The sequence below is a fragment of the Rhodococcus sp. 05-2255-1e genome, assembly GCF_002259025.1.
Taxonomy (GTDB): Bacteria; Actinomycetota; Actinomycetes; order Mycobacteriales; family Mycobacteriaceae; genus Rhodococcoides; species Rhodococcoides fascians.
On record NZ_NOZE01000033.1, the window covers coordinates 73,727 to 85,915 of the forward strand.

General features: G+C 65.2%; 13 protein-coding genes. 1 reads left to right on the forward strand and 12 read right to left on the reverse strand.

From position 1 onward, the window contains the following. Positions 1 to 14 precede the first annotated feature (14 nt). A complete protein-coding gene (locus tag CH262_RS19315) occupies positions 15 to 761 on the forward strand; it encodes a sulfite exporter TauE/SafE family protein (protein WP_027495346.1) in 747 nt (248 codons plus the stop codon). Positions 762 to 836: 75 nt separating this feature from the next. Here CH262_RS19315 and CH262_RS19320 read toward each other — a convergent pair whose 3' ends face one another. The 12 genes from CH262_RS19320 to CH262_RS19375 form a co-directional block, all read right to left on the reverse strand. Beyond that, the gene (locus tag CH262_RS19320; protein ID WP_094718197.1) at positions 837 to 2,159 is read right to left on the reverse strand and encodes an FAD-dependent oxidoreductase; all 1,323 of its coding nucleotides are present in this window, start codon (positions 2,157 to 2,159) and stop codon (positions 837 to 839) included. Beyond that, positions 2,156 to 3,211, reverse strand: coding sequence for an ArsO family NAD(P)H-dependent flavin-containing monooxygenase (locus tag CH262_RS19325; RefSeq protein ID WP_094718198.1), 1,056 nt, complete (start codon positions 3,209 to 3,211; stop codon positions 2,156 to 2,158). The genes CH262_RS19320 and CH262_RS19325 overlap by 4 nt, the downstream gene beginning before the upstream one ends. A 5-nt stretch (positions 3,212 to 3,216) precedes the next feature. Further along, entirely contained in the window at positions 3,217 to 3,633 is a 417-nt protein-coding gene (locus CH262_RS19330; protein WP_048317869.1) for an arsenate-mycothiol transferase ArsC, read from the reverse strand. Then, the gene (locus tag CH262_RS19335; RefSeq protein WP_032383195.1) at positions 3,630 to 4,052 is read right to left on the reverse strand and encodes an arsenate reductase ArsC; all 423 of its coding nucleotides are present in this window, start codon (positions 4,050 to 4,052) and stop codon (positions 3,630 to 3,632) included. Before CH262_RS19335 ends, CH262_RS19330 begins: the two co-directional genes overlap by 4 nt. Beyond that, positions 4,052 to 5,140, reverse strand: a complete 1,089-nt coding sequence (arsB, locus tag CH262_RS19340) for an ACR3 family arsenite efflux transporter (protein WP_032374798.1) — start codon at positions 5,138 to 5,140, stop codon at positions 4,052 to 4,054. Before arsB ends, CH262_RS19335 begins: the two co-directional genes overlap by 1 nt. After that, positions 5,137 to 5,502, reverse strand: a complete 366-nt coding sequence (locus CH262_RS19345; RefSeq protein WP_027495352.1) for an ArsR/SmtB family transcription factor — start codon at positions 5,500 to 5,502, stop codon at positions 5,137 to 5,139. The genes arsB and CH262_RS19345 overlap by 4 nt, the downstream gene beginning before the upstream one ends. 31 nt (positions 5,503 to 5,533) lie before the next feature. Continuing rightward, complete coding sequence (locus tag CH262_RS19350) at positions 5,534 to 6,787, reverse strand: APC family permease (RefSeq protein WP_094718199.1); 1,254 nt, start codon at positions 6,785 to 6,787, stop codon at positions 5,534 to 5,536. 79 nt (positions 6,788 to 6,866) lie between these two features. Further along, positions 6,867 to 8,183, reverse strand: coding sequence for a Na+/H+ antiporter NhaA (gene nhaA / locus CH262_RS19355; protein WP_027495354.1), 1,317 nt, complete (start codon positions 8,181 to 8,183; stop codon positions 6,867 to 6,869). Positions 8,184 to 8,317: 134 nt separating this feature from the next. Then, entirely contained in the window at positions 8,318 to 8,692 is a 375-nt protein-coding gene (locus tag CH262_RS19360; RefSeq protein WP_094718200.1) for a DUF3054 domain-containing protein, read from the reverse strand. Positions 8,693 to 8,886: 194 nt separating this feature from the next. Next, complete coding sequence (locus CH262_RS19365) at positions 8,887 to 9,438, reverse strand: YceI family protein (protein ID WP_094718201.1); 552 nt, start codon at positions 9,436 to 9,438, stop codon at positions 8,887 to 8,889. A gap of 112 nt (positions 9,439 to 9,550) precedes the next feature. Beyond that, entirely contained in the window at positions 9,551 to 10,684 is a 1,134-nt protein-coding gene (locus tag CH262_RS19370; RefSeq protein ID WP_032367107.1) for a lysylphosphatidylglycerol synthase transmembrane domain-containing protein, read from the reverse strand. A 9-nt stretch (positions 10,685 to 10,693) separates the two neighbouring features. After that, positions 10,694 to 12,169, reverse strand: coding sequence for an adenylate/guanylate cyclase domain-containing protein (locus CH262_RS19375; RefSeq protein ID WP_027495358.1), 1,476 nt, complete (start codon positions 12,167 to 12,169; stop codon positions 10,694 to 10,696). Positions 12,170 to 12,189 lie beyond the last annotated feature (20 nt).

A 12,189-nucleotide genomic window follows, 5' to 3' on the forward strand; every position in this document is an offset into this window, starting at 1 on the left:
GGTAGTTTTGTCCGGTGACTGTGCTCGATTTCGGACTACTGGTGGTGGCCGGGTTCTTCGCCGGCCTCATCGGGTTCGTCACCGGGCTCGCATCCCTCGTGTCCTATCCGGCGCTGTTGGCGGTAGGGCTTCCCGCGGTCTCGGCGAACGTCACCAACACCGTCGCGCTGGTTGCTGCCGGAGTGGGTGCCACTACGAGCTCGTCGGCCGAACTCGCCAAGGACGGCAAACAGCTGATTCGCTACGCCGTCTACTCGGCGCTCGGCGGGACCACCGGGGCCATCCTGTTGCTCGTCACTCCAGAGGGATCGTTCGAGGTGATCGTGCCGTTCCTGGTCGCGATGGCTGCGATTGCGCTGCTGCTGCAGCCGAAAATCCGAACGCTGTCCGGCGGCAGGCAATTTCCGACGCTGTACCCGCTGGCGTTGTTCGCCGTCGCCATCTACGGGGGCTACTTCGGAGCCGGTGCCGGGGTCATCTTCCTGGCTCTGGCGCTGATCTGTACGTCCGATACGTTCTGGCGCGCAAGCATTCTGAAGAGCTTCTTCCTCGGCATCGCCAATCTCATTGCGGCGATCATCTTCTCGTTCTCCGGCCACGTGAACTGGTGGGCCGCTCTGGCTCTCGCAATCGGCTGCTTCGTCGGCGGTGCCTGCGGGCCACCGACCGTCAAGGTGATCTCACCGATCGTGCTCCGCGTCGGCGTCGGCATTCTGGGACTCGGCCTCGCCGGCTGGTTGGGATACCAGGCATTCGGCTGACGTCGTAGGTGATCTGAGTGTCCACCATTTCAGCCGGGAGGCGCGATCCCGCTTCCGGAACGAAATAGTGGACACTCAGATCAGTTGTGCCTCAGCTTCCGGAGCCGCCGGGGCACCGCAGCATCCACCGGTCGTGGGGGCGTCGGGCTCGTCGAACAGGCCGGCCCCACCGCAGACGCCCGTGTCGGGCAACGACAGCTCCACTTTTCGCGCGCCCTCGTGATCGCCTGCCAGTTCGGCGGCGATGCTGCGCACCTGCTCGTATCCGGTCATCGCCAGGAATGTCGGCGCGCGGCCGTAGCTCTTCATGCCAACCAGGTACAGGCCGGGCTCGGGCTGAGTGAGCTCCTCGACTCCGTGTGGTGACACCGAGCCGCAGGAGTGGATGTTCGGATCCACCAGTTCGGCGACGAACTTCGGTGCCTGCAGAGTGGGATCGAGATCGAGGCGCACTTCGGACAACCACGAAAGATCCGGACGGAACCCGGTCAGTGCGACGACGCGGTCGACGTTCTCGATACGGGTGCCGCCGTCGCCCACGAGGGCGAGCCGATCACCCTGCACAGCAACGGCTTCGGTGCGAAATCCGGAGACCACGGTGAGGTAACCGTCGTCGACGGCCTTCTTCGCGCGCTGGCCGAGTGCGCCTCGCGCCGCGAGTTCGTCGGCCGCACCGCCGCCGAAGACCTCCGCGGTGACGCCTCGACGCACGGCCCAGGTGAGCGTCGTGCCGGGCTCGTCGGCGGCGAGCTCTGCGAAGGTGATGATGGCGGTCAGCGCGGAGTGGCCGCTACCGGCGATGACGGTGTGCTTGCCCGCGAACTGGGAGCGAATCGCCGGATCGGCCAGATCGGGGACTCGGTAGTCGATGCGGTCGGCGGCGGCCTTCTCGCCGATGGCCGGAAGTCCCTCGCTTCCCAACGGATTCGGCGATCCCCAGGTGCCCGACGCGTCGACCACGGCGCGAGCGAGGATGCGTTCCTCGCTGCCGTCGGAGTGGCGAACATGCACCGACAGTGGTTCGGTGTCGCGTCCGGCGTCGACGACGCGGTCGCGTCCCCGGCGGGCGACGCCGACCACTTCGGAGTCGACTCGGACGGTATCGCCGAGCACAGCAGCGAGGGGCGCGAGATAGTGCTCCACCCATTCGCGTCCGGTGGCGTAGGTGTCGCCGTCCGGCGGAGTCCAACCGGTGGGTTCGAGCAGTCGGGCGGCAGCCGGGTCGACGATCTCGGACCACGGAGAGAACAGCCGCACGTGATTCCATTCGGACACTGCCGATCCGGCCAATGGTCCACGTTCGAGAACGATGACGGCAGAACCGGTTTCGGTCAGGTGCGCCGCGGCAGCGAGACCGATGGGGCCTGCGCCGACCACCACTACGGGGTATTCGTTCATGACTGATCTACCTTTCCTCGTCGAACGAGAGTGTCCACTGCTGCGCGTGCGGTCCGGCCGACGCCGATGAGCGTCGCCGAGGCCGGGCCGGTCCAGTCGCCGTAGCCCAGGAACACCAGCGTCGGTTCACCGCGGACGTGATTGCCGTCCAACATGATTCCCGATCCTTCGGTGTGCAAATGCAGCGGCTGCAGATGCCGCAGTGCGGGTCGGAATCCTGTGCATAAGAGGATTACATCCAGTTTCTCCGTCGTTTGTCCGTCGGTGACACCGTCGGTGGTGATCGCGGTGAACATCGGCCGGGCGTGCAGCACTCCGCGATCCCTGGCCTCCCGCACCGGCGGGACCATGACGATGTCGCCCAGACCGGCGACCCCTCCGGTATCGGGCCCGCCTGCCGCCAGAGTGCGGGACCGATCGCTGGCCACATCGAACAGCACCCGACCGTCGACGTCGTCGGGCAGAAACCTCGGCTCGCGGTTGGTGAACCACAGGGTCTGCGCGACCGTGGAGATCTCGGCGAGTATCTGAGCCGCCGAGTTTCCGCCGCCGACAATTCCTACTCGCTTGCCCACGAACTGATCCGGCGTTCGGTAGTCGGCGGCATGCAGTTGCGTGCCCCCGAAATCACGCATACCCGGGTAGCTCGGCCAGAACGGCCGAGACCACGTTCCCGTCGCACTGACGACTGCTGCGGCACCGTACGACTCGCCGTCGGTGTCGACTCGATAGCCCTCGGTCGTACTATGCACGGACTTCACGTCGACGGGCCTGTGCACCGGCAAGTCGTACTTCTTCTCGTACGCCCGCAGATAGTCCACCACATGCGATGCCGGAGGAAAACCACTGTGCCACGGCGGCATCGGCCAACCGGGTAGTCGCGAGTACTCGGTTGGCGAGAACAGATGTAGCGACGGCCAGTAGTCCTGCCAGGAACCGCCGGCGTGCGTCTGGTTGTCGAGGATGACGAAGTCCAGCCCGGCTCGTCGCAGGTAGTAGCCGGCGGCCAGTCCTGCTTGACCGCCGCCGATCACCACCACCTCGGTGTTCATTCGGATCAGGTTTCCGCGCTGCGCAATCGGGATGCCAGTTCTCCGACGCGGCCTGCGATGTCGTCACGCACCAGACGCATTCGCTCGATGCCGTCGATACCGCGTTCGGACGGTTCGTCGGTGTCCCAGTTCTCGAATCCGGGGCCGTCGACCACGTCTACCTTGGCCTCACCGCCGAGGGTGACGACGTAGTCCATCCGGGCGAGCAGAGCGGGGTCGATCGGTTTCGGTACTTCACCCGACAGATCGACGCCGACTTCGAGGAGTGCCTCGGCGGACAGTGCGTTGACTGCGCTACCGGGTTCGGTTCCGGCAGAGTGCACTTCGACCGAATTGCCGACCGTCTTGCGCATCAGGCCGGCCGCCATCTGTGATTTGCCGCCGTTCTTGACGCAGACGAACAGCACGCTGGGTGTCGTCATGATGCCGAACTCTGCTTCGCTGGAACCAGTTCGGCGATCAGGTCTTCGATCCGACGCTTGATCTCGTCGCGAATCGGGCGCACTGCCTCGACGCCTTTTCCTGCCGGATCGGCCAGTGCCCAGTCGCGGTAGCTCACGCCAGGGAACACCGGGCACGCGTCGCCACAGCCCATGGTGATGACGACGTCGGACGTCTCGACGGCCTCGGTGGTCAGGATCTTCGGCGACTGCGACGAGATGTCGATACCGACCTCGGCCATGGCCTCCACCGCTGCCGAGTTGATGGTGTCCGCGGGAGCGCTACCGGCAGAACGTACCTCGACGGTATCGCCGGCAAGATGAGTCAGAAATCCGGCGGCCATCTGAGAGCGGCCGGCGTTGTGGACGCAGACGAACAGCACGCTGGGTGTCTCGGACATCAGGAATCCTTCGATGACGTGGTCGTGGAAAGGCTGGGGGAGAACCGCTTCCGCAAGGCGAGGGAGACATAGACGAGGCCGACCAGGACCGGCACCTCGATGAGCGGACCGACGACTCCGGCGAGCGCCTGCCCGGACGTTGCGCCGTAGGTGGCGATGGCGACGGCGATGGCGAGCTCGAAGTTGTTGCCCGCAGCGGTGAATGCGAGGGTGGTAGTGCGTTCGTAGCCCAGGCCCATGGCGGCCCCGAGTGCGTAACCGCCGCCCCACATCACCGCGAAGTAGACCAGCAGGGGCAGCGCGATGCGCACCACGTCCCAGGGCTGTGACGTGATCCGATCACCCTGTAGCGCAAAGAGAACGACGATGGTGAACAACAGCCCGTAGAGAGCCCACGGGGCGATCCTCGGGATGAACTTCTCCTCGTACCATGTGCGGCCCTTGGCGCGTTCACCGAAGAAGCGCGATGCAAATCCGGCTATCAGCGGGATTCCGAGGAAGATCAGCACCGATTTCGCGATCTGCCACGGCGACGCTTCGATCGTGGTCTGCTCCAGGCCGAGCCAGCCGGGCAGTACCGAGAGGTAGAACCATCCGAGGACGGCGAACATGAAGACCTGGAACACCGAGTTGATCGCCACGAGCACGGCCGCGGCCTCACGGTCTCCGCAGGCGAGGTCGTTCCAGATGATGACCATCGCGATGCATCGAGCGAGGCCGACGATGATCAGGCCGGTCCGGTACTCGGGCAGGTCCGGCAGGAAAAGCCATGCGAGAGCGAACATCAGCGCCGGTCCGAGGATCCAGTTGAGAACGAGCGATCCGATCAGCAGTCGCCTGTCCCCGGTGACGGTGTCGAGGCGGTCGTAGCGGACCTTGGCCAGTACCGGATACATCATGACGAGCAGGCCGACGGCGATCGGCAGCGACACCCCGTCGACGGAGATGGAGGACAACGCGTCGTTCAGCTCGGGGATCATGCGTCCCAGGATCAGGCCGACGACCATGGCGACACCGATCCACACCGGGAGGAACCGATCGAGCGTGGAGAGTTTGCCGACGACGGCGGTGTCCGTGGTGGTGCTCATACCGTGACCACCGTGGGGTCCGCTGCGGTGAGTACCGACGACAGTTGTTGCAAGGCAGCTGGAACGACCCAGTAGTACACCCAGGTTCCGCGTCGCTCACAGTCGAGCAGCCCGGCTTCGCGGAGCACCTTGAGGTGGTGGGAGATCGTCGGTTGCGACAGGTCGAAAGCAGGGGATATGTCACACACGCACGCTTCGCCGCCGGCATGACTGGCGACGAGGCTGAGCAACCGCAGGCGCACAGGATCGCCCAACGCCTTGAACATGCGGGCCAGATCCCCGGCCCAGTCCACGGTCAGCGGTTCGTGGACGAGCGGCGAACAGCATGCGCCGGCCGAGGAGGTCAGGTCCTGATTCGACATTGGTCTATATTGACCCTTGTCGAATCAGCCGTCAAGTGAACAGTCGCTGAACCCGGACCAGACGGTAGAGGACGCCGAGCAGTACGACAACGGTGCCGATCGCGATCGACGACAAGGGCAGCGTGGCAATGAGAACCAGGCACCCGAGCGCTCCGAGCGCCTGCAGGGGGCGCGGATAGCGTCGGTGTTCGGTGCCCTGGGTGTACGCGCTGACGTTGGCGACGAGGTAGTACAGCAGCACCCCGAAGGACGAGAAGCCGATGGCGTCACGAAGATCCACGACGAGAATTGCGGCACCGACGATCGCCGCCAGAGTGATCTCGGCCCGGTGCGGCACCGAGTAGCGAGGGTGGACCGCGGTCAGATACGACGGCAGATCATGGTGGCGGGCCATCGCCAACGACGTGCGTCCGATACCGGCGATCAAGGCCAGTAACGCTCCGAGCGCGGCCAGTCCGGCACCGATGCGCATGACGGGTGATGCCCACGAATACCCGGACGTCACAACGAGATCGACCAGCGGAGCCGACGACGAGGCCAGCAGGTCCGGGCCCAATACCGTCAACAATGTCACGGCAACCGCTGCATAGATCAGCAACGCGATGCCGAGTGCAGAGACGATGGCCCGTGGAATGGTGCGCTCGGGCCGCACCACTTCCTCGCCGAGGGTGGCGATGCGCGCGTAGCCGGCGAAGGCGAAGAACAGCAATCCCGCGGACTGCAGAATTCCGTACCAGCCGTCCCCGGTGAGGGATCCCGAAGCGCCGATGCCGTTGCCCGGCGAGCCGGCGAAGCCCAGAACCACCCCGACGACGAGGATGGCGAGCACCGCGGTGACGAGGATCTTCGTCAGGAGCGCCGTGCGAGTGATGCCGAAGTAGTTCACCACCGTCAACGCGACAATGGCAAGAATCGCAACGACTTTCGTATAGCCGGAAGGGGCGACGTAGGCCGCGAACACCATCGCCATGGCCGCCGAGCTTGCGGTCTTGCCGATGACGAAGGTCCAGCCGGCGAGGAAGCCGGGCCACTCACCGAGTTGTTCACGACCGTAGATGTACGTCCCGCCCGACGTCGGATACTGGGCGGCGAGTTGCGCGGACGACGTCGCGTTGCAGAACGCGACGACAGCCGCGATGGCGAGGCCGATCAGCAAGCCGGCACCCGCTGCGGCCGACGCGGGAGCGAACGACGCGAACACCCCCGCCCCGACCATCGAGCCGACACCGATGACGACTGCATCGACAAGGCCCAGTCGACGGGCCAGCGGCTGTGGGTCGGTCATGCCTGGACCCGGATGTCGATCACGGCGACAACTGTAGAGGCCCTACACCAGTGGCAACAGACCAGATGTCGGCCGCGGTCTACTTCTTCTGCTGATACACGTCCGGAATTCCGTCGTGGTCGTCGTCGCGTGTCTCTTCGATGTAGAAGTCGCGGTACGCCTTGTTGCGGGTACGCAGAATGATCGACGCGATGGTTGCGGCGATGATCGAACCGGTCAGCACACCGACCTTCACGTGGTCGTCGCGCTCTGTTCCTTCACCGAATGCCAGATCGCCAATCAGCAGCGACACCGTGAAACCGATACCGGCGAGCATCGCGACGCCGAAGACGTCGAGCCATTTCAAGCCGGCGTCCAACGTGGCCCGGGTGAAGCGTGAGACCAGGTAGGTGGTGCCGAAGATGCCGATGGCCTTGCCGATGACGAGGCCGGCAATGATGCCGATGGCAATCGGGTCGGTCAGGGCGCTGGCCAGGCCGGAGAAGCCGCCGACAGTCACACCGGCTGCACAGAAGGCGAACAGCGGCACAGCGATACCCGCGGAGATCGGCCGGATCTTGTGCTCGAAATGCTCGGCGAGACCGGGGCCCGCATCGGGGCCGCCGTTCGCCTTGCTCCGGATCACCGGGACGGCGAAGCCGAGCAAAACGCCTGCGACGGTGGCGTGGACACCCGACTCGTGCATGAGCACCCACGTCACCACGGCCAGGGGGATGAGCACCCACCACGAGCGGACGCGCATCTGCACGGCGACCGCAAACAGCGCGAGCGGGATCAGCGTCAGGCCGAGGGCGATGAAGTTGATGTCATCGGTGTAGAAGATCGCGATGACGCTGACGGCCAAAAGGTCGTCGACCACGGCCAGAGTCAGCAGGAAGGTTCGCAGCGCTGTCGGCAGATGCGTGCTGATCACGGCGAGAACGGCCACCGCGAACGCGATATCGGTCGCGGTGGGAATGGCCCAGCCGAGCAGAGCGCCATCCCCGGTGCCGAGGTTGAACAGCACGAAAATGACTGCGGGAACTACCATTCCGCCGACAGCAGCGGCCACCGGCAGTGCGGCGCGTGCCGGATCGCGCAGATCACCGGCAACGAACTCGCGTTTGAGTTCGAGCCCGACGACGAAGAAGAAGATGGCCAACAGCCCATCGGCGGCCCACGTCGACAGAGTCAGATCGAGATGCAGAGCCGACGGCCCGACGCGAGTGCTCATCAATGAGTCGTAGGCGGCGGACCACGGTGAGTTGGCCCACACGAGCGCGACCACGGTGGCAACGAGAAGCAATGCGCCGCCGACGGTCTCTTTGCGCAAGACCTGTGCGATGCGGTCGGCCTCGGACCAGGAACCGCGAGAGAACAGCGGCAATCTCTCTTTGGGAATCGGTGAATCAGACACGGGAACAACGCCTTTCGGTAGCAACGTCGTGCTGAGCGCGTCCGCCGAGTCGACGGACATGTGCGCAGCACAGAACAATTGCCGACCAGACTTCCCGGCGCACCGTGAATGATCCTATCGCGAAAAGGTCCCTGTCACCGAACCGAGGGAATGAATCTGGCGATCGCGCGCCAGCCGAGCAGCAGAACCGCGGTGGAGATCGTCGCAACGACGATGAACGCGGTTGCGGTTCCCTGACCTGTCGCCGTGCGCAGGATCATGCCTCCGACGACCGTGGTGACCCACACCAGAATGCCCGTCGGAACAACGAGGAACGCGTCGAACTTGTTGCGGTACAGAGCGAACGTCGCGATCCAGCCGATAGCGGCACCGACGACGAACGGCCACGCGGTGTGGAACAGGCCGGACAGCGCGGTGGCTTCGTCGTGACTGCGACGGCCGATCGCGGCGAACAGCACGATCATGACGAGATCGAGGACGGCAGCGACGGCCGGGGAACGAAACTTCACGGGCCCACTGTAGGACACCGATGCGAACGGCCCGCGCCTACGAGTGCAGGTGCGGGCCGTTCGATGCCACTGGATCCCGCCCCCCCAGGTCCGGATCACCCCTCCCCTTCCGGATCAATGCGCCTTTGTTGCAGTCCAACCGACTGAAACCCACATTGATCCGGACCTGGGGGGGCGGGAGGCGGGGGTGAAACTTACGCCTGGAGGCCGGCCTCGATGTCGAGGTTCAGTGCGATCTTGTCGCCGACGACTGCGCCGCCGCCTTCGAGGGGCATGTCGATGCTGATGCCGAAGTCCTTGCGGTTGATGGTGGTGCTGGCTTCGAAGCCTGCGACCGGTCCGTTGCCCATGCCGGCGTTGACGCCGTTGAACTCGAGCTTGAGGTCGATGGACTTGGTGACGCCGTGGAGGGTGAAGTCTCCGGTGACGACGAAGTCTCCGCCGTCGGCCTTGACCGAGGTGGACTTGAACGTCGCGGTCGGGAACTTCTCGACCTCGAAGAAGTCGGCGGTCTTGAGGTGGCCGTCGCGCTGCTCGTTGTCGGTGGTGATCGAGGTGACGTCGATCTGGGCGTCGACGGACGGGGTGCCGTCGGCGGCGACGGTGACGGTGCCGCTGAAGTTCTGGAAACGGCCGCGGACCTTGCTGACCACCAGGTGGCGGACGGTGAATCCGACGGTGGAGTGGGTGGGATCGATGGCCCAGGTGCCTGCGGTGAGCTCGGGAAGCGCGATGGCGGTGGTCATGAGGACTCCTTGTTGGGTTGAAGTTTCAAACTCATAGTACACAAGCGGACCGGGGTCCGTATATATTCCGGGTGAACGAAAAGTGACGGATGCCATACCGAACGGCACGGGGCTACGCGGTCTCCGGATCGCCTTTGGAGTCGCGATCGTGCTCGGCGGCTCGGCCGAGATCGGAGGTCTCCTGCCGCTCGAGGGCGATGTCGAATTCGAGATCGGCGTGCTGGTGCTTACGGAACAGGACGAGGAACACGATCCACCCGACGATGGCGACCAAGATGAAGCTGACCCCGCGATAGACCAGGGCCGACGCCACTGCCTGAGATGCGGTGATGGACGCGGCGCTGGTCAGGAACGCGATGAGGGTGGCGTCGACGACCACCAGGCCACCGGGTGCGAGCGGGACGGATCCGACGGCCTTGCCCGCCGCGAATGCGATGAACAGCCCGGACAGCCGTGGATCTGCGCCGACGGCGAAACATGCGAACGCCAGGCACGCGACGTCCGCGAGCCGGTGCACGGCCGACCAGGACAGTGTGAGCGCGCCGTCCCGTTTGCCGAGCTGTACGGATTGGATCTGGCCGATGACCTTGTCGATGGCCTCGGCTCCGGCGTCGAGATCGTGGTTGCGGAACGCGTTGTACTTGCGCAGACCCCAGCGGGCGAACTGTTTGATGGATTCCGGGTGGTTCGAGATGTATCGGACAGCGGCCACGATCGCGATGACGCCGATGATCGGGAGCACCACGGTGAAGGTATTGAACGAACTACCGACAACCAGTCCGCCGGCAACGCCGAGCACCGCCAACCCGGCCGCGGCGATGACGCCGGAGATGGCGAGCTGCCACGAGGCGACAACCGGACTCGCACCCCAGCGTCGGGTCTCGCGGTAGGTGAAGGCCGTCGAGAACACCTGGCCGGCGGGCAGAGTGAGCGACATTGCGGTGCTGCCGTAGATGACGGCCACGGACTTGCGTTGCCGCACCTGCACGCCGCCCGCGTCGAGCAGCTGCTTCTGGACTCGGCCGAACGCGCTGAGCGACACGGCTTGGGCAAATACGCACGCAGCCAGCCAGCCCCAATGGATTTCTCGTACTGCTGTCCAGGATTCGTGCAGCCGTGGCCACAGGTAGATTGCCTCGCCCACCAGCAGAGCGACCAGGGCAATTGCGGCGATCCACTTGACCCATCTCAGCCGGTTTCGCGGGCGCCGCGCTGCGGGTCCGCTGGTCGAGCTGGGGTCGGGCATCCTGTCAGACTAACCGTCACTCGAGGGGGAGTCGGGATACTCCACCGGCCAGGCCAGGTGGGTTGCCCGTCGTCGGCCACGCAGTTGCACCTGGTCGCCCAACTCCCACTGTTCCTGCTCCTCGTCGTCGGCGAAGTACAGGGCCGAGGTGGATGCCAGAACGCGTCCGGGCCGCAGTTTCGCCAGTTCGGTGAGCCGCGACGCCTCGTTGACCGGGTCTCCGATGACCGTGTACTCGAAGCGCTCGGACGCGCCGATGTTGCCGGCGACGGCCAGTCCCGCCGACACCCCGATGCCGATGTCGAGTCCGGTGATCTCGTCCAGAGCGAAACGCAGTTCACGCGCCGCGGCCAAGGCCGCGGTGGGAGCGTCGGGACGGTCGAGTGGTGCCCCGAAGATCGCCAGCGCCGCGTCGCCCATGAATTTGTTGACGAAGCCGTGGTGGCGTCCGACGACGTCGACGACCACCCGGAAGAACTCGTTGAGCAACACCACGACCTCACTCGGCGGGCGTTCCGACGCGGTGGCGGTGGATCCGACCATGTCGACGAACAGCACGGCGACGAATCGTGTCTCGCCACCCAGCTCGGTACCGAACTGCAGTGCTCGACGCGCCACGTCCTCGCCGACGTGCTGGCCGAACAGCTGACGCAGGACGCGTCGCTCGGCGGATTCCTCCATCATGCGGTTGAAGCCGACCTGGAGGCGACCGATCTCGCTGCCGTCGAACACGTCGACCTCGACGTCGGTCTCGCCGCGCTGCACGCGTTCGATGGCGTTGTGCAGTTGGCTGATCGGGTCGGAGATCTGGCTCGCCGTGAGCATCGACAGGACGAAGGCCTGCACGATGGCCAGCACGCTGAGCAGGATGATGGCCACGGCCAGTGCGTTCGGCGAGAACACCAGGTCGGTCGTCAGCTGGGTGGCACACAGCAAGATGATGCCGATGACGGGCATCAACGTGCCCAGGCCCCACGTCATGGCCATGCGGGTACCGACGCCGGGCGTCATCGTGCGGTCGAAGCGGCCTTCGCTCAGTGCCAGTGCTGCGACCGGGCGCAGAATGCGTTCGCCGAGCATGTAGGTGAAACCGAAGGTGACGGTGGCGGCCATGCCGACGGTGACGATGACGGCGATGGACAGCGACGGCATCTCCGCGATGGTCAGCAGCACGAAGATGATGCCGCCGATGATCCACAGAATCAGGTGCACGATGGCCTGACGCAGCGGCGCGTGCAGCGTCGTCATCTGTTCCTTGCGGGTGGGCGGGCCGCCGCGGAGCTGCCACCTGATGACCGAGCGCAGCAGTGTGTACGCGTAGATCAGGCTGACCACGAGCGCCACACCGAGGTATGCCCCGAAGATGTACACGTTGCGGACGCGGTCGGCGACGATCGATTGCGACTCCGGAATGGGCAGACCGTAGCGAACGAAGGCGAATACGAGCACGGCACCGAACACATTGGCGATGAGCATCGAGAGCATATAGAGCGGCCAGCGACTCT

Bases quoted from the DNA above. Each gene is read 5' to 3' on its own strand.
- CH262_RS19375 (WP_027495358.1), bottom strand. From the start codon at position 12,169: ATGCTCTCGATGCTCATCGCCAATGTGTTCGGTGCCGTGCTCGTATTC.
- CH262_RS19325 (WP_094718198.1), bottom strand. From the start codon at position 3,211: ATGAACACCGAGGTGGTGGTGATCGGCGGCGGTCAAGCAGGACTGGCC.
- CH262_RS19365 (WP_094718201.1), bottom strand. From the start codon at position 9,438: ATGACCACCGCCATCGCGCTTCCCGAGCTCACCGCAGGCACCTGGGCC.
- CH262_RS19350 (WP_094718199.1), bottom strand. From the start codon at position 6,787: ATGACCGACCCACAGCCGCTGGCCCGTCGACTGGGCCTTGTCGATGCA.
- CH262_RS19335 (WP_032383195.1), bottom strand. From the start codon at position 4,052: ATGTCCGAGACACCCAGCGTGCTGTTCGTCTGCGTCCACAACGCCGGC.
- arsB (WP_032374798.1), bottom strand. From the start codon at position 5,140: ATGAGCACCACCACGGACACCGCCGTCGTCGGCAAACTCTCCACGCTC.
- CH262_RS19345 (WP_027495352.1), bottom strand. From the start codon at position 5,502: ATGTCGAATCAGGACCTGACCTCCTCGGCCGGCGCATGCTGTTCGCCG.
- CH262_RS19330 (WP_048317869.1), bottom strand. From the start codon at position 3,633: ATGACGACACCCAGCGTGCTGTTCGTCTGCGTCAAGAACGGCGGCAAA.
- CH262_RS19370 (WP_032367107.1), bottom strand. From the start codon at position 10,684: ATGCCCGACCCCAGCTCGACCAGCGGACCCGCAGCGCGGCGCCCGCGA.
- CH262_RS19320 (WP_094718197.1), bottom strand. From the start codon at position 2,159: ATGAACGAATACCCCGTAGTGGTGGTCGGCGCAGGCCCCATCGGTCTC.